Here is a 14706-nt window from a genome sequence, read left to right on the forward strand (position 1 = left end):
GCGGCGGGGGCGGGAGCCGGCGCGGTCACTCCGGACGGCGTCCCTCCACGGCCGCGGGCGAGGGGTTCTGCGCGCCGGCGGAGGGGACCCGCCGGTCGGGCCGGTCGCGGGGGTCGAGCCACGCCTTGGCCCGCAGGGCGGGCTTCTCGACAAGCGTCCACGACAGCAGCGCCAGGGGCAGCGTCAGCAGGACGACGAGCAGGGAGTTGACGGCGACGCCCCACGACGCCGTGCCGAGCAGCACGAGGAGCTGCTGCACCGGGTACGCGTAGATGTAGACGCCGTAGGAGAGGTCGGTGCGGGTGGTCCAGTTCCGGGACGGGGCGGCGCCGAGGCCGAGGAGCAGCACGGCGAGCGGCAGCTGCCCGTACAGGTCCGCCCAGCCCTGGTCCGTGAGCACGGCGTAGACGACGCCCGCCCCCGCGACGTGCACCCAGGTGGGCCGCCACGTCCCCGCCCAGGCCCAGACCGCCGCGCCCGCCAGGAAGTAGCCCACCAGCCGGGCGCCGTTGAGCCAGAGGTGGCTCGTGACCTCCAGCGGGCCCTCGACCAGGGGGCGCAGGACGAGCACGACGAGGAACAGCCCCGGCAGCACCCACCGGGCATGCCGCGCCGCGACGGCGAGGCTGAGGACGAGCCCGATCAGCAGGTAGGCGAGGGCCTCGTGGAACAGCGTCCAGAGCGAGCCGTTCCAGGAGTCCGGGGCCGGGACCCGGACCAGGGTCCCGTCGATGCCCCACTGCGAGATCCTCAGGTCGGCGTTGTTCAGCACGAAGCCGGCGGCGGAGGCCACGTCGAGCGACGTGCCCTCGAGCGCGGCCGCGAGCGGCGCGAAGACGGCGGCCACCACGAGCAGGCTCACCAGGAAGGCCGGGTAGATGCGCAGGAACCGCCGCCAGAGGTAGGGCACCAGTGTGGTCCGCACCCTGCTCTCCGCGATGAGGTAGCCGCTGAGCACGAAGAAGCCGTTGACGGCCACGTCGGACAGGACCTCGAGGCTCGGGCCGTCCGCGCCGGTCAGCGGCCAGGTGTGCCCGACGATCACCAGGGACGCCAGACCCAGGCGGAGGGCGTTGAGGCGGTTGTGACGGTCGCCGAGGCGGTCCCGGAGTGTCGTGGCCAAGAGAGGTGCCTTCCGCAGGAGGGGGCAGCGCGGCCGGTGCGGTCAGCTGCTGGGCGTGGGGGCGGTCCCCGGGGCGGGGAAGCGGTCGTGACGCCGGGCCCCCACCCGCCCTACTCCGAGTTTAGGTATGCAAACGCATGGTGGGGTGCGGTGCCGCAGAAGTGGGGACGGAGCGCCGGACGGGCGCGGCGCAGCGGCTGTCACAAAAAGCCCCGGTGCCCGGGGTGCTAACGCCCAGGTCAGGAGCCGTGCCAGGGTGGGAGCAGAGCCGCTCGAGGAGGGGGAGTCCCGTGCTGGAGATCCGCAGTGCCACCCAGGACCGGGCCGGGGGCGACGGGTGGCGCGCCGCCGCGCGCACCGTGCCGGAGCGGCGCCCGGTCACGGCGCCGGTCGTGCTGGTCGGCCTCGGCGCGGCGCTCGTCGTCGTCGCCCTGGTGGCCGGGCGGGCGTGGTCGGAGGTGCTCCTCGACGCCGGGGCCGTCCTGCTCACCGTGGGCGGTGTGGGGCTGCTCCTGGACGCCGGGCTGGCGCGCTGGCACGGCTCCGGGCCCGTCGAGGCGCAGCGTCCCCCGGTCCCCGCGCCGACGGCGGCCCGCGACGACCGGCTCGGCCTCGTGGGGGTCCGCGAGGAGCTCGACGCGGTCGACGTGCTCCGGGGCGTGCGCCCCGGCCAGGAGCTGTGGTGGATGGACACCTTCCCGCTGACCCTGGCCGGCGACCTGGACGCGATCCACAAGGCGCTCGACGCCGGGGTCCGCGTCCGGCTGCTGGTCCTCGACCCGAAGTCGCCCGCGCTCGCGTCCCGGCTCCGCGAGATCCGCCACCACTACGGTCTCTCGCCCATGGACCTGCGGCGCAGCTTCGACACGCTGGTCCACCAGCTCCGGGCCCTCGGCGAGCTCGACCCCGTGGTGGCCGAACGCCTGGAGGTGCGGGTCTACGACGGCCTGCCCGGAGCCCCGATCTTCCTGGTGCTCGGGGAGCCCGCCGCGGCGGAGGAGCCTGCGGCGGGCCCGGGCGCGCCGCAGGTGATCCGGGCGTTCAGCAGCTACTTCCTGCTCGACGCGAGCCAGGACATGCCCTACCTGGAGTGGCGGGACGGGCCGTTCGCGGACCGGCTGCACTCCTACGCGCGGCACAAGTGGGCGGAGGGGCACACGGTGTTCCCGACCGAGCCCGCCGACCGCTCCGCCTCGGCGTTCAACGTCCGGCCCGAGGCGGCGGCGCGCCCGGCCCGGGGGAGCTCCGAGGGCTCCTGAGCGCCCGCACCGGCGTCACTGTGGCGGTGAGCGCACAAGTCTGCTGAGATGACGGCATGGACGTTTCGGACTTCAAGACCCTGTTCGGCGACGACATCCGGGCCTGGCTCGACTGGGGTGCGGTGGACGACGAGAACTCCCGGATCGAGGACCTCGTGATCTCGTCCCGGGAGGAGCTCGCCGACCTCTACACGGTGTGGCACGTGGACCCCGAGGGCAACCCGGGCGAGTGGTCGCACCCGCAGCACCGGCCGCTGACCCTCGCCGAGGCGGCCGCGAAGCAGTGGCCGGAGGACCGGCAGGGCAAGATCGACCACATGCGCCAGGAGTTCGCGGAGGAGTCGGGGCCGGTCCAGCTCACCGTCCCGGCGTACCGGACCGAGGGCTTCCTCGTGGTCCTCGACTCCAACCACCGCCTGGTGGGCGCCTACCTCTCCGGGGCCGACCTGCGCGTGCTGCTGGTCGTGCTGGACGGGCCCTCGTCCTCCCAGGTGCTGCCCGCCACGGCGCAGATCGAGAACGACCAGGCGGAGCGGAACTGAGACGGTCCACGCCGGACCGGTCCGACCCCGGGACTAGCATGAGCCCATGAGCGACGACGCCCGCCCCGAGACCCGCTGCCCCGTCCCGCACGGCGACCGGCGCCGGACCGCCCCGCCCGGCGAGCGCAGCGTGCCGCGGGTGGAGGTGCTCGACGGCGTCTGGCACGTCCGCTCCCTGCCGATGGTCCGCCAGGTGCTGCGGGAGGCCGACGGCACGGTCCAGGCCGGCTTCAGCGCGGAGACCGCCCGGCAGGGCCTGACGGGCGACCACCCGCCCGTGCTCTACGCGGACGGTCCGGAGCACCGGCGCCAGCGCACCGCCACCGCGAGGTTCTTCACCCCGGCCGCGGTGAGCCGCCGCTACCGGGCCCTGATGGAGGAGCGCGCCGACGAGCTGGTCGAGCGGATCCGGCAGGACGGCGGGGCCGAGCTGTCCGCGATCACCCTGCGCTACTCCGTGGAGGTCGCCGCCCAGGTGGTGGGGCTGACGAACTCGGACATCGACGGGATGTCCCGGCGCCTGGAGCGCTTCTTCAGCGGCCCCGTGACCGGCTCCGCCGGTTCCCCGCGGCGCCGGCTCCCCGCTCGGCTGGGCGCCGTCGCCGGGGCCCTGCGGCCGATGTGGGCGATGACCGCCTTCCAGCTCCGGGACGTGCGCCCGGCCATCCGGGCCCGGCGCCGGGAGCCGCAGGAGGACGTCGTGTCCCACCTGCTCGCGGAGGACTACACGGACCGGGAGATCCTCGTGGAGTGCCTCACCTACGCGGCCGCCGGCATGGCCACCACCCGCGAGTTCATCGCGGTGGCCGCCTGGCACCTGCTGGAGGACGACCGGCTGCGGGAGGAGTACCTCGCGGCCGACGAGCCGGCCCGGCACGGGATCCTGCACGAGATCCTGCGCCTGGAACCGGTGGTGGGCCACCTCTACCGCCGGACCACGCGGGAGCTGGTCCTGGAGGACGGGGACGAGCGCCACGAGGTGCCCGCCGGGGCGCTGCTCGACCTCTACGTCCGCCAGGCGAACACCGACGAGCAGGCCCTGGGGGAGGGCGCCCGGCAGCTGTGCCCGGAACGGTCCCGGCCGCGCGGGATCCGGCCCGAGGCGATGTCCTTCGGGGACGGCGCCCACCGGTGCCCGGGCGGGTTCCTCGCGATCCAGGAGACCGACGTCTTCCTGCAGCGCCTGCTGCGGCTGCCCCTGGAGTTCGCGCACCCGCCGCGGGTCTCGTGGGTCGAGCTGATCGCCGCCTACGAGGTCCGCGACGTCGTCCTGCGGGTGGGCGCCGGTCAGGGGTGGCGCACGCCCTCCCCGGCGAGCACCGCCCGGTAGCCCTCCCGGTACGTGGGGTGGCGCAGCTCGACGCCGGACTCCCGCAGCCGCCGGTTGGACAGCCGCTTCGAGCCCCGGCGCGGCGCGTCCGCCTCCGGGACGTCCTCGGGCCGGGGGACGCCGAGCTCCTGCGCCAGGAACTCGAGGACCTCGAGCTCGGGCACGGGCTCGTCGTCCGTGCCCAGGTACAGCGTGAGCGGCTGCGCGTCCATGGTCAGCAGGTGCACGGCGGCCGCCGCCGCGTCGTCGCGGTGGATGCGGTTGGTCCAGGCGGCCCCGGCGGCACCGTCCCCGGAGCGCACCTTGTCGATCAGCCGCGTCCGGCCCGGCCCGTAGATCCCGGACAGCCGCAGGACCGTGCCGTGCGGGAACTGCTCGTGGAACAGCTCCTCGGCCTCCAGCAGGATCCGCGCGGTCGGGGTCGAGGGGTCCGGCGGGGTGTCCTCGGTGACCTCCCCGCCGTCGGCGTCCCCGCACACGGCGGTCGAGGAGACCAGCAGGGCGCGCCGGGGCAGGGCCCCGGCGGCGCGCAGCCCGTCGAACAGGTGGCGCAGGCCGTCGACGTAGGCCGCCCGGTAGGCCTCCGGCGTCCGCCCGTCCGCGGCGGTGGCCACGACCAGCAGCTCGACGTCGCCCGGCAGCTCGGGCACCTCGGTGCTCAGGTCCACCGCGATCCCGGTCAGGGGCGGCGGCAGCAGCTCCGCACGGCGGCGCAGGCCCAGCACCTCGTGCCCCTGCCCGGCCAGCCGCAGCCCGATCTCCGTGCCCAGGTCTCCGCATCCCGCGATCACCACGCTCATGGCCCCGATTCTCCCACGTCCCGGACCGGGCGCCGCAGCGCGGGCCGGTCCTGTTCCCCCGGCGGCGGCGGCACCGTAGGTTGGAGGTGGCGGCCGGGCTCCCCCGGGCGGCCGAGGAGCACGGAAGGGGCCGACGGTGGAGTGGTACCGCAAGGACGTGGAGGAGCTCGCCCCCGAGGACTGCTGGGACCGGCTGCGGGCGGACGGCGTCGCCCGGCTGGCCGTCGTGGTGGACGGGGCGCCGGAGATCTTCCCGATCAACTACGTGGTCGACCGCGGGACGATCGTGTTCCGCTCGGGCCTGGGCACGAAGGTGAGCGGCGCGCTCGGGGGCCTGGCGGTGGCCCTCGAGATCGACGGGCACGACCCGGCGACCGCCACGGCGTGGAGCGTGATCGTCAAGGGCGGCGCCGAGAGCGTCCGGCCGGGCCACGCCCTGATGGAGGCCCTGCAGCTGCCCCTGTTCCCGTGGCAGGAGGGGATGAAGGACCAGTTCGTCCGCATCGTCCCGACCGCCGTGACAGGCCGGCGCTTCACCATGGCCGACCACGAGGCGTGGAACTCCCGGGCGGCCGTCGGCCGCCGGACCCCGGGCGGGTCCGCCCGCTGGACCGAGGCCGGCTCCGGCGGGTCGTGACGGCCCGGGCCGGCTCCCGCGGAGCGGGCCGTGTCGGGACGGGGAGGCCTCCGTGCCCGGTCAGTAGGGTGGGGACATGACCGCGCACACCGTCTACACCGTGGGCCACTCCACCCGCTCCGCCGAGGAGTTCGTGGCGCTGCTGCGGGAGTCCGGGGTGCAGCAGCTCGTCGACATCCGCACGGTGCCGCGCTCGCGGAAGAACCCGCAGTTCGACCTCGACGCGCTGCCGGGCACGCTCGCGGAGGCCGGCATCGGGCACAGCTACTGCAAGGGCCTTGGCGGGCTGCGCCCCACCTCGAAGGACTCGGTCAACACCGCCTGGCGCAACGAGTCCTTCCGCGGCTACGCCGACCACATGCTGACCGACGAGTTCCGGGCCGCGCTGGCCGGGCTCGAGCGCCTGGCCGAGGACCGCGTGGTCGCGATCATGTGCGCGGAGGCCGTCTGGTGGCGCTGCCACCGCTCGCTCGTGGCCGAGGCCCTGCTGGTGCGCGGGCACGACGTGCAGCACATCATGGGCCCCGGCAAGCTGACCCCCGCGACGCTGCGGGACTTCGCCGTGGTCGACGGAGACCGGATCACCTACCCAGGAGGAGAACCATGCAGCACCTGAACGAGATCGCCCTGCAGCACCTGAACGAGGCACGCCACGCCCCGCACGGGCGCAGCGCCGAGCAGCTCCTGCACCAGAAGGTGCTGCGCCAGACCCTCCTGGCCCTCAAGGAGGGGGCGGTGCTCGCGGAGCACAACGCCCCCTACGCCGGGAGCCTGCAGGTGCTGCACGGGCGGATCCGGGTCTCCTCGAGCGAGGACCTGGTGCTCGGGGCCGGACACCTGCACGTGATCCCCGCGGAGCGGCACTCCGTGGTGGCCCTGGAGGACTCGGTGTTCATCCTCACCGCCGTGACCGGCATCGAGGACGCCGCCGAGTAGCCCCGCAGCGGCCCGGGGGAGGAGCGGGGGCGCTCAGCGCCGGCCCAGGTGCTTCTCCCGGCGGTAGGCGATGAACACGCCGGACACCGCGATCATCAGCATCATGGCGGCGATGAGCGCGAGCGTCCATGCGCCGTCGATCAGGGCGACGACCAGCAGGACGAGGGCGATCGCGGTCAGCAGGAGCTGGAAGATCAGCACGGGGCAGCCTCCGGTCGGGAACAGGGGTCCCGTCGAGGCTACCCGAGGCGTCCGCGGCGCCGGACGCCGGCGCCGGACGCCGGGGCCGGGCGCATTCCCGGTTTCGCCCTCCGCGTGAGCCGTGTACCTGCGGCCGGGAGGGGGCTAGCGTCGGGGGAGAACACCACGTCCCCTCACCACCCCAAGGAGCACATCCATGTCCCGCACAGCCATCATCGGCGGCCACGGCAAGGTCGCCCTCGTTCTCGCCCAGCTGCTCAAGACCGGCGGCAACGACGTCACGAGCATCTTCCGCAACCCCGACCACACGGACGACGTCGAGAACACCGGCGCGTCCCCCGTGGTGGCCGACGTGGAGCAGCTGTCGGTCGCCCAGCTCGCGGACCTGCTCGAGGGCCAGGACGCCGTCGTGTGGAGCGCCGGCGCCGGCGGCGGCAGCCCCGAGCGCACCTACGCCGTGGACCGGGACGCGGCGATCCGCGCGATGGACGCGGCCGTGATGGCCGGCGCCAAGCGCTTCGTCATGGTCTCCTACTTCGGCGCCGGCCAGGACCACGGCGTCCCCGAGGACGACCCCTTCCACGCCTACGCCCAGGCCAAGGCCGACGCCGACGACCACCTGCGCGCCTCCTCGCTCGACTGGACGATCGTGGGCCCCGGCGCCCTCACCGAGGACGAGGCGACCGGCAGGATCGACGTGTCCGCGGGCGAGCGGGACGGCGAGCACCGGACCTCGCGGGCCAACGTGGCGCTCGTGGTCGCGGCCGTGCTGGACGACCCCTCGACCATCGGGAAGACCATCGAGTTCTCCGACGGCCACACGCTCATCACCGAGGCGCTCGAGGTGCAGCCGTGACCGCCTGAGCGCACCGCACGAGGGGCGGCCGCCGCGCACCGGGACCCCGGGCGCGGCGGCCGCCCCTCGCCGCAGGGCCCCTGACCAGGAACGGCGCAGGGTTCCTAGGCCAGGAAGTCGGCCGTCCCCAGGACGCGTGCGGTCGCGCCGGGCGCGGTCGTGCCGGGTCCGGGCGCGTCCAGGGCGGCGATGCGGCGCTCGGCGATCCGCCAGCCGTCCGGGGTGCGCACGAACAGGTCCAGCTGGTCCCCGCCCAGCGCGGTCCCGTCGGCGCACACCACCAGCCACTTGCTCCAGGCCCGCACCCGGTCCGGGGTGAACCGGCGCAGCACCGTGTCGGTGACCAGGTGGGGGTCCCGGGTCTCGGCCAGGGTCCGCTCGACGATCTCCGCGGGCCCGCGCGCGGTCCCGCCCGGGGAGACGACGACGGCGTCCCCGGTGAACACCCGGTCCAGGTCCGGCCAGGCGCGGGCGTCCACCACCCGGGCGCACCGGCTCAGGACGGTGCCGATCTCGAGCGCGTCGGCGGCGGGCACCCGGTCCCACCCCGCGCCCGGTGCGGGGCTCACCGGCGGGCCCGGTCGGCGGCCGCGAGCACGGCGTCGTCGAACATCGCGTAGGCGTACGGGGCCGGCGCGTAGCCGCCCTCGGCGAGCGCCGCGGAGGCGGAGTCGTTGCGGGGCGCCACGGTGCGCCGCTCGATCCGCCACCCGTCGGCGGTGCGGCGGAACGTGTCGATGTAGTCGCCGCAGGCCACCCTCCGGTCCCACGTCAGCAGCAGCATCCTGGACCAGCACACGGCGGTGTCCTCGTCCACGGCCTCCACGATCGAGTTCAGCGTGTGCGTGGCGGGGAAGCGGGCGAGATCGACGGACTCGACGAAGCGCCGCACGCCCGCCGGACCGTCGAACTCCCCCTGCGGTGCGCTGAGGCGGACTCCCGGCACGAACACCTCCCCGAACATGTCCCACTGGCGGTTGTCCAGCAGGTGCGAGGAGAAGCTCAGGATCTCGGCGATCTCGATCCGGTCCTGGGCGCTGATCGCCCCGGTGGTGCTCGCCGTCGTGCTCTCCGCGGTCTGCTCCGAGACCTGTGTGTCGTCCATGGTCCTGCTCTCGTCCTCTCGTCCTTCTCGTGGGGCCGGCCGGCCCGTTCCGGCGCGCCGGCGCACGACAAGCGGTTCCGCCCATGATGAATTCCCGGGCCCGGCCGTGCCACGAGGCCCGGTCGTTCCCTAATCTGACCACATGAGCACCCACCAGGATGACATCCAGCACATCGTCGAGTTCGTGAACCGCACCCGCGTCGGCATGCTCAGCACCCGCGAGGCCACCGGCAAGCTCGTCAGCCGCCCGATGACCGTGGTCGACGTGGCCCCGGGGGAGGACCTCAACTTCTTCACCAGCCGGGACACCTCCTCGGTCCGGGACGTGGCGGCCAACGACGCCGTCAACGTCGCGTTCGTGGGGGACCACGAATGGGTCTCGATCTCCGGCGCCGCCGAGGTGGTCGAGGACCGGCAGGTGCTCGAGGGGCTGTGGTCCGACGCGCTGAAGGCGTACTACCCGGACGGGCCCGCCACCCCCGGGCTCGTGGTGCTGCGCGTGCGCACGGAGACCGCCGAGCACTGGCGCAGCCCCGGGACGGTCGCCACCGCGCTGCGCTGGGCCAGGGCCCGCGCCACCGGGGAGCAGATCGACCCCGGCCAGTCCACGGTGGTGGACCTGTGAGCCTGCCCCCGATCCACCAGGGAGCCACCGCCGGGCGGGACCCCGAACGGCTGGACCTCGAGGAGGTCCTGCGCCTGACCGCCGTGGTGCACGGCTCCGTGCAGGGCGTCGGGTTCCGCTGGTGGACCGCGCGCCACGCGGAGCGGCTGGGCCTGCACGGCTCGGCGGTGAACAACGCGGACGGCACCGTGGGGGTGATCGCCGAGGGCCCCCGGCACGCCGTGCGGGACCTGCTCAAGGCCCTCAACGGCGGCGGCACCCCCGGCGCCGTGATGAAGGTGGACTCCCACTACGGCCCCGCCACCGGGGAGTTCCGCGGGTTCGTCACCGGCTGAGCCGCGACGCCGCGCCCCCGCCCGCGTTCTACGATGGGGGCATGGCTCACGACCACGCCGGGGACCGCGGACGCGCGGAGCACGACCACGGGCCCGGGCACTCGCACGCCGGCCCCGGGACCGACCGGTGGCGGATCGCCACCGCCCTCGGGATCACCGCGGCGCTGTTCGTCGTCCAGCTGGTCGGCGCCCTGTGGACGGGCTCCCTGGCGCTCCTCATCGACACCGCCCACGTGCTCACGGACGCGGGCGGGCTGCTGCTCGCGCTGATCGCCGCGCAGCTGACCCTGCGCCCGCCCAGCGCCCGGCGCACGTGGGGCTGGCGGCGCGCGGAGATCGTGGCCGCGGCCCTGCAGGCCGGGGTGCTGCTGGCCGTGGGGCTGTTCGTGCTCGTGGAGGGCGTGCGCCGGTTCCTCGAGCCGCACCCGGTGGCCTCGGCCGAGATGCTGGTCTTCGGCGCCCTGGGCCTGGCCGGCAACCTCGTGGCGATGGCCGTGCTCTTCGGGGGCCGGCGCTCGAACCTGAACCTGCGCGCGGCGATGCTCGAGGTGCTCAACGACGCACTGGGCTCGGTCGCCGTGATCGTCGCGGCAGTGGTCATCACCCTCACCGGCTGGGTGCAGGCGGACGCCGTGGTGGCGCTGCTCATCGGGGCGCTCATCGTGCCCCGCACCGTCCGGCTGCTCGTGGAGTCCCTGTCCGTGCTCATGGAGAGCGTGCCCCCCGGGCTCGACATGGACGAGGTCCGCGGGCACATCCTCGAGCTCCCGCACGTGGTGGAGGTCCACGACCTGCACGCGACCCGGATCTCCTCGGACCTGCCCGTGCTCACCGCCCACGTGGTGCTCGAGGAGGAGTACTTCTACTCCGGCGGCTCCGCGGAGGCGCTGGGCCGGATCCAGCAGTGCGTGGCCGAGCACTTCCCCGTGTCCGTCCAGCACTCCACGATCCAGCTGGAGCCCGCCGACCACGACGAACCGGAGGTCTGCGCCCCCCATGAGCACTGAGCCCCCGAGCGGCGAGCAGCACTGCCTGGTCGTCTTCGTCCCCGCCACCCACGCCGAGCAGGTCCTGCAGGCCCTGGGCGAGGCCGGGGCGGGACGGGCCGGGAACTACTCCCACACCGCGTTCGTGAGCCGCGGCACCGGGCGGTTCACGCCGCTGCCGGGGGCGCACCCCGTGATCGGGGAGGTCGGCCGGCCCCAGGAGGTCGACGAGGTCCGCATCGAGACGCTGTATCCGGCCGCCGAGCGCGAGCGCGTGCTGCGGGCGATGGCCGGGGCCCACCCCTACGAGGTCCCGGCCTTCACCACCTTCCCGGTCCACGACCGGGGCCCGTCCTTCGACGAGCAGGGCCGGCTCAGGAGCCGGCCGGATCCTGCATGAGCACCGAGCGGATCAGGAAGCGCTTGCCCTCCGGCGCCTCCACCGAGAACCCGGAGCCGCGGCCCTCCACCACGTCCACCGTGAGGAGGGTGTGCTTCCAGTACTCGAACTGCTCGCGGGACATCCAGAACTCGAGCTCGGCCGTGGCCGGGTCACCGGGCAGCGTGAACACGCCCAGCAGCACGTCCGCCGGGCCGGTGAGGAAGTCCCCGGCCGGGTAGCACATGGGCGCGGAGCCGTCGCAGCACCCGCCGGACTGGTGGAACATCAGCCGCCCGTGGATCCCCCGCAGCGTCCCGAGCAGCTCCACGGCGGCCGGCGTCAGGGCCACCCGGGAGAACGTCTCGCCCTCGACGGCGGGGACGGACTCCAGGACGGCGGTGTCCCCGGCGGTGTCCCCGGCGGTGTTCCCGGGGATGTTCGCGGTGGCATTCGCGGTGGCATTCGTGGCGGTGCTCTCTGCGGTGTTCTCGGCGGTGCTCACAGCACGCTCCTCGGCTCGGCGGTGTGATCCACGCTACAGGCGGTGGAGCAGTTCCTCCAGGCCGAGGCCGTCCAGCACACCCGCCGGGTGCGGTCCGGCGGCGGCGAAGGCGTCCGCCCACTCCCGGGGCAAGGCTCGGCGCCCGCCCACGAGGACCAGGTTGCCCGGGTAGCGCCCCGTGAGCAGCCGCTCCTCGGCCAGGCACCACACGTCGGCCAGCGCCTCCCGCATCGCCCGCGCCTGCCCGGCGAAGAACGCCAGCCCGGGGTCGTCGCCCACGTTGACGACCAGCACCCCGCCGGGCGCCAGCAGCCCGGCGGCCTCGGCGTAGAAGGACGGCTCCGTGAGGTGGGCGGGGGCGTCCCGGCCCGAGAAGACGTCGAGGACCACGAGGTCCGCGGTCCCGGGGGCGACGACGTCCGGCAAGGCCGCCCGGGCGTCGTCGATCACGACGCGCACGTCCGCCCCCACGGGCAGGGGCAGCGCCTCGAGCACGAACGCGGGCAGCTCCCGCTCCAGCTCCACGGCCACCTGCGCGGAGCCGGGCCGGGTCGCGGCCACGTACCGGGCGAGCGTCAGGGCCCCGGCGCCCAGGTGGACCGCGGTGACCGGCGCACCCGGCGCCGCCACCACGTCGACGACGCCGCCGATCCGCCGCAGGTACTCGTAGAAGATCTCCCCGGGGCGGGCGAGGTCCACGTGGGACTGCTCGGCCCCGCCGATGGAGAGCACGAACCCGCCCTCGGTGAAGCCGTCCGGGGTGATCTCGGCGTGCACGCCGGCGTCCTTGAGGTATCTGCGCATGAGCCCATTGTCACTTCCCGGACGGGAATGAAGCGGGGGCCGGGACGGCTCTACCGGTGAATCACTGCTGCGTCCCGAAGGATCCCCCGCCCATGGCACCCGACGTCCCCGTGTCCGAGACCCCTCCCGTCCCCGCCCCCGCGCCCGCCACCGGGCTCCCGGACACCGGCCCCCCGGCCGTCGTCGCGGACACCGACCACTCCGCCCGCAACCGCCTGGTCATCGGGCTGCTGCTGGTCTCCACGTTCGTGGTGATCCTCAACGAGACGATCATGGGCGTGGCGCTGCCCCGCCTCATGGCCGACCTCTCGGTCACGGCGGTCGCCGGCCAGTGGCTCACCACCGCCTACATGCTGACCATGGCCGTGGTCATCCCGGTGACGGGGTTCCTGCTCCAGCGCCTGCACACCCGGCCCGTGTTCCTGACCGCCATGACGCTGTTCAGCCTCGGCACCCTCGTCTGCGCGGCCGCGCCCGGGTTCGGGACGCTGCTCGCGGGGCGGGTGGTGCAGGCCGGCGGCACGGCCATCATGATGCCGCTGCTGATGACCACGGTGCTGACCCTGGTGCCCCCGGCCGGGCGCGGGCGGGTCATGGGCAACATCTCGATCGTCATCTCGGTGGCCCCGGCCGTGGGGCCCACCATCTCGGGCGTCATCCTCAGCGTGCTCGAGTGGCGGTGGATGTTCATCCTGGTGCTGCCGATCGCGGTGGGCTCCCTGCTGCTCGGCGCGTGGCGGATGCAGAACGTCACCGAGCCCCGTCCGGCGCCGCTGGACGTGGTCTCGGTGGTGCTCTCGGCCCTGGGCTTCGGCGGCCTCGTCTACGGCTTGAGCACGCTCGGCGAGGGCGGGGACGCCGCGCTCCCGGCGTGGGTGCCGCTCGTGCTGGGCGTGGCAGCGCTGGCCGTGTTCGTGCGGCGCCAGACGCGGCTGCAGCGCGCGGACCGCGCCCTGCTGGACCTGCGCACCTTCCGGTCCCGGGTGTTCACGATGTCCACGGCGGTGCTCGCCGTCAGCATGATGGCCCTCTTCGGCACGCTGATCGTCCTGCCCATCTACCTGCAGACCGTGCACGGCCTCGACCCCCTGGGCACGGGCCTGCTGCTGCTGCCCGGCGGGCTCGTCATGGGACTGCTGGCACCCTTCGTGGGGCGGGTCTACGACCGATCGGGCCCCACCGTGCTGCTCGTGCCGGGCTCGATCCTGCTGAGCGCGTCCCTGTGGTACCTCGCCTCCACCACGGGGGCCACGCCCGTCCCGATGGTGCTGCTCGCCCACGTGGTGCTCAGCACGGGTCTGGCCCTGATGTTCACCCCGCTGTTCACCGCGGGCCTGGGCGCCCTGCCGACACGGCTGTACTCGCACGGCTCCGCCATGGTCGGCACCCTGCAGCAGGTGGCGGGCGCGGCGGGCACGGCCCTGTTCGTCACCGTGCTGACCCTCTCCGCCGCCGGCGCGGCGGCCGCCGGGGCCTCGGCTCCGGAGGCCACCGAGGCGGGCGTGCGGAGCGCCTTCCTGTGCGGCGGGATCATCTCGCTGCTCGCCGTCGTCGGCTCCTTCGGGGTGCGCCGCCCCGCGGGCACGGCGGGCACGGAGAGCGCCGCGGGCGCGGAGGACTGAGGCCCCGCGGGCCCGGTCCTCAGCCCCGGACGCGCTCGCGGATCAGCCGCGTGAGCTCCGCGGCGTCCTCGACGGCCCACTCGCCCTCGGCCAGCCCCGCACGCAGCTCCTCCCGGGTCGCGGCGTCCTTGAGGGCGCGGACGTTGATCTCGAGCGTCACCATGGCCGTGGCCACCGCGGCCCGGGCCGCCTCGGAGGCCGCCGCCACGTCGCTGAGGACGTTGGGGTTGCACCAGCCGGTCAGCTCGCGCGCGAGCCCGACCACCTCGGTGCCCACGCCGATCAGCTCCCGCGGGGGACGCGCGGCGCCGGCCGTGGCCTCCTGGACCGCCCGCGAGCGCTCCGCCTTCTCCTCGGCGGTGTCCTTCGGCAGGGTGTAGGCGGCCGAGAGCGCGCCGAAGGCCTCGGCGTCGGCGTCCGCCAGGCCCAGCGCGCGCGGGATCAGCTCCTCGGCCCGGTCGGCCGCGCGCCGGGCACGGTCCGTGTGCTCGGACGCCGTGGAGTAGCGTGCGGACATCGCGATCAGGGCCGCGCCCAGCGCCGCCTGCAGGGCGCCCGCGGCGCCGCCGCCGGGGGCGGGCTCGTCCGAGGCCATGCGCTCCACGTAGGCCCTGACGTTCTCCGAGCTGATCACAGCGGCTCCTTCCGGTGGCGGGACCTG

20 protein-coding genes are annotated in these 14706 nt (G+C 74.6%); 12 read left to right on the forward strand and 8 right to left on the reverse strand.

The window, feature by feature from the left end:
* Positions 1 to 25: 25 nt before the first annotated feature.
* Positions 26 to 1123 (reverse strand): acyltransferase family protein, encoded by a 1098-nt coding sequence (locus H488_RS27910; RefSeq protein WP_017833467.1) that lies wholly within the window; start codon positions 1121 to 1123, stop codon positions 26 to 28.
* Between the two features lie 290 nt (positions 1124 to 1413).
* Here H488_RS27910 and H488_RS27915 point away from each other — a divergent pair, with 290 nt between their 5' ends.
* From H488_RS27915 to H488_RS27925, 3 genes are read left to right on the forward strand one after another with little or no spacing between them, the layout of a single operon-like run.
* The gene (locus tag H488_RS27915; RefSeq protein WP_017833468.1) at positions 1414 to 2382 is read left to right on the forward strand and encodes a DUF5919 domain-containing protein; all 969 of its coding nucleotides are present in this window, start codon (positions 1414 to 1416) and stop codon (positions 2380 to 2382) included.
* A 56-nt stretch (positions 2383 to 2438) separates the two neighbouring features.
* Complete coding sequence (locus H488_RS27920; RefSeq protein WP_017833469.1) at positions 2439 to 2924, forward strand: hypothetical protein; 486 nt, start codon at positions 2439 to 2441, stop codon at positions 2922 to 2924.
* Between the two features lie 46 nt (positions 2925 to 2970).
* A complete protein-coding gene (locus H488_RS27925) occupies positions 2971 to 4254 on the forward strand; it encodes a cytochrome P450 (RefSeq protein WP_017833470.1) in 1284 nt (427 codons plus the stop codon).
* On the opposite strand, the gene H488_RS27930 is transcribed toward H488_RS27925, so the two are convergent.
* The gene (locus tag H488_RS27930) at positions 4212 to 5054 is read right to left on the reverse strand and encodes an SDR family oxidoreductase (RefSeq protein WP_017833471.1); all 843 of its coding nucleotides are present in this window, start codon (positions 5052 to 5054) and stop codon (positions 4212 to 4214) included. The genes H488_RS27925 and H488_RS27930 overlap by 43 nt on opposite strands.
* A gap of 136 nt (positions 5055 to 5190) precedes the next feature.
* Between H488_RS27930 and H488_RS27935 the strand changes: the two genes are divergently transcribed.
* From H488_RS27935 to H488_RS27945, 3 genes are all read left to right on the forward strand, one after another.
* Positions 5191 to 5691 (forward strand): pyridoxamine 5'-phosphate oxidase family protein, encoded by a 501-nt coding sequence (locus tag H488_RS27935; RefSeq protein ID WP_017833472.1) that lies wholly within the window; start codon positions 5191 to 5193, stop codon positions 5689 to 5691.
* Between the two features lie 76 nt (positions 5692 to 5767).
* Positions 5768 to 6307: a DUF488 domain-containing protein gene (locus tag H488_RS27940; protein WP_017833473.1), complete on the forward strand. Its 540-nt coding sequence runs from the start codon at positions 5768 to 5770 to the stop codon at positions 6305 to 6307.
* Positions 6295 to 6627, forward strand: coding sequence for a hypothetical protein (locus H488_RS27945; protein WP_017833474.1), 333 nt, complete (start codon positions 6295 to 6297; stop codon positions 6625 to 6627). The genes H488_RS27940 and H488_RS27945 overlap by 13 nt, the downstream gene beginning before the upstream one ends.
* A 33-nt stretch (positions 6628 to 6660) precedes the next feature.
* Here H488_RS27945 and H488_RS37450 read toward each other — a convergent pair whose 3' ends face one another.
* The gene (locus tag H488_RS37450) at positions 6661 to 6828 is read right to left on the reverse strand and encodes a hypothetical protein (RefSeq protein ID WP_017833475.1); all 168 of its coding nucleotides are present in this window, start codon (positions 6826 to 6828) and stop codon (positions 6661 to 6663) included.
* Between the two features lie 196 nt (positions 6829 to 7024).
* Here H488_RS37450 and H488_RS27950 point away from each other — a divergent pair, with 196 nt between their 5' ends.
* Positions 7025 to 7684: an SDR family oxidoreductase gene (locus tag H488_RS27950; RefSeq protein WP_017833476.1), complete on the forward strand. Its 660-nt coding sequence runs from the start codon at positions 7025 to 7027 to the stop codon at positions 7682 to 7684.
* 104 nt (positions 7685 to 7788) lie between these two features.
* Here the strand turns inward: H488_RS27950 and H488_RS27955 are convergent, their stop codons facing one another.
* Both H488_RS27955 and H488_RS36085 read right to left on the reverse strand, forming a co-directional pair.
* Positions 7789 to 8253 carry a nuclear transport factor 2 family protein gene (locus H488_RS27955; RefSeq protein ID WP_017833477.1) on the reverse strand — a complete coding sequence of 155 codons (465 nt, stop codon included), beginning with the start codon at positions 8251 to 8253 and terminating at the stop codon, positions 7789 to 7791.
* Positions 8250 to 8789, reverse strand: a complete 540-nt coding sequence (locus tag H488_RS36085; protein ID WP_017833478.1) for a nuclear transport factor 2 family protein — start codon at positions 8787 to 8789, stop codon at positions 8250 to 8252. Before H488_RS36085 ends, H488_RS27955 begins: the two co-directional genes overlap by 4 nt.
* 142 nt (positions 8790 to 8931) lie before the next feature.
* On the opposite strand from H488_RS36085, the gene H488_RS27965 reads away from it, so the two are divergent.
* From H488_RS27965 to H488_RS27980, 4 genes are read left to right on the forward strand one after another with little or no spacing between them, the layout of a single operon-like run.
* Positions 8932 to 9414 (forward strand): pyridoxamine 5'-phosphate oxidase family protein, encoded by a 483-nt coding sequence (locus tag H488_RS27965; protein ID WP_017833479.1) that lies wholly within the window; start codon positions 8932 to 8934, stop codon positions 9412 to 9414.
* Positions 9411 to 9749 (forward strand): acylphosphatase, encoded by a 339-nt coding sequence (locus tag H488_RS27970; protein ID WP_017833480.1) that lies wholly within the window; start codon positions 9411 to 9413, stop codon positions 9747 to 9749. Before H488_RS27965 ends, H488_RS27970 begins: the two co-directional genes overlap by 4 nt.
* 41 nt (positions 9750 to 9790) lie before the next feature.
* Complete coding sequence (locus tag H488_RS27975; protein WP_017833481.1) at positions 9791 to 10756, forward strand: cation diffusion facilitator family transporter; 966 nt, start codon at positions 9791 to 9793, stop codon at positions 10754 to 10756.
* On the forward strand, positions 10746 to 11135 hold the full coding sequence (locus H488_RS27980) for a hypothetical protein (RefSeq protein ID WP_017833482.1): 390 nt from the start codon (positions 10746 to 10748) through the stop codon (positions 11133 to 11135). The genes H488_RS27975 and H488_RS27980 overlap by 11 nt, the downstream gene beginning before the upstream one ends.
* On the opposite strand, the gene H488_RS27985 is transcribed toward H488_RS27980, so the two are convergent.
* Complete coding sequence (locus H488_RS27985; RefSeq protein ID WP_031283030.1) at positions 11110 to 11553, reverse strand: DUF779 domain-containing protein; 444 nt, start codon at positions 11551 to 11553, stop codon at positions 11110 to 11112. The two genes, H488_RS27980 and H488_RS27985, sit on opposite strands and share 26 nt — an antisense overlap.
* A gap of 99 nt (positions 11554 to 11652) precedes the next feature.
* Positions 11653 to 12423: a spermidine synthase gene (locus H488_RS27990; protein ID WP_031283031.1), complete on the reverse strand. Its 771-nt coding sequence runs from the start codon at positions 12421 to 12423 to the stop codon at positions 11653 to 11655.
* 92 nt (positions 12424 to 12515) lie between these two features.
* Between H488_RS27990 and H488_RS27995 the strand changes: the two genes are divergently transcribed.
* Positions 12516 to 14045 carry a DHA2 family efflux MFS transporter permease subunit gene (locus tag H488_RS27995; protein ID WP_017833485.1) on the forward strand — a complete coding sequence of 510 codons (1530 nt, stop codon included), beginning with the start codon at positions 12516 to 12518 and terminating at the stop codon, positions 14043 to 14045.
* Positions 14046 to 14064: 19 nt separating this feature from the next.
* Here H488_RS27995 and H488_RS28000 read toward each other — a convergent pair whose 3' ends face one another.
* Positions 14065 to 14679 (reverse strand): cyclodeaminase/cyclohydrolase family protein, encoded by a 615-nt coding sequence (locus H488_RS28000; protein WP_017833486.1) that lies wholly within the window; start codon positions 14677 to 14679, stop codon positions 14065 to 14067.
* Between the last annotated feature and the right edge of the window lie 27 nt (positions 14680 to 14706).

The organism is Kocuria sp. UCD-OTCP, from assembly GCF_000349605.1.
Classification (GTDB): domain Bacteria; phylum Actinomycetota; class Actinomycetes; order Actinomycetales; family Micrococcaceae; genus Kocuria; species Kocuria rosea.

Bases quoted from the DNA above. Each gene is read 5' to 3' on its own strand.
- H488_RS27920 (WP_017833469.1), top strand. From the start codon at position 2,439: ATGGACGTTTCGGACTTCAAGACCCTGTTCGGCGACGACATCCGGGCC.
- H488_RS27925 (WP_017833470.1), top strand. From the start codon at position 2,971: ATGAGCGACGACGCCCGCCCCGAGACCCGCTGCCCCGTCCCGCACGGC.
- H488_RS27930 (WP_017833471.1), bottom strand. From the start codon at position 5,054: ATGAGCGTGGTGATCGCGGGATGCGGAGACCTGGGCACGGAGATCGGG.
- H488_RS27940 (WP_017833473.1), top strand. From the start codon at position 5,768: ATGACCGCGCACACCGTCTACACCGTGGGCCACTCCACCCGCTCCGCC.
- H488_RS27945 (WP_017833474.1), top strand. From the start codon at position 6,295: ATGCAGCACCTGAACGAGATCGCCCTGCAGCACCTGAACGAGGCACGC.
- H488_RS27950 (WP_017833476.1), top strand. From the start codon at position 7,025: ATGTCCCGCACAGCCATCATCGGCGGCCACGGCAAGGTCGCCCTCGTT.
- H488_RS36085 (WP_017833478.1), bottom strand. From the start codon at position 8,789: ATGGACGACACACAGGTCTCGGAGCAGACCGCGGAGAGCACGACGGCG.
- H488_RS27965 (WP_017833479.1), top strand. From the start codon at position 8,932: ATGAGCACCCACCAGGATGACATCCAGCACATCGTCGAGTTCGTGAAC.
- H488_RS27975 (WP_017833481.1), top strand. From the start codon at position 9,791: ATGGCTCACGACCACGCCGGGGACCGCGGACGCGCGGAGCACGACCAC.
- H488_RS27980 (WP_017833482.1), top strand. From the start codon at position 10,746: ATGAGCACTGAGCCCCCGAGCGGCGAGCAGCACTGCCTGGTCGTCTTC.
- H488_RS27990 (WP_031283031.1), bottom strand. From the start codon at position 12,423: ATGCGCAGATACCTCAAGGACGCCGGCGTGCACGCCGAGATCACCCCG.
- H488_RS27995 (WP_017833485.1), top strand. From the start codon at position 12,516: ATGGCACCCGACGTCCCCGTGTCCGAGACCCCTCCCGTCCCCGCCCCC.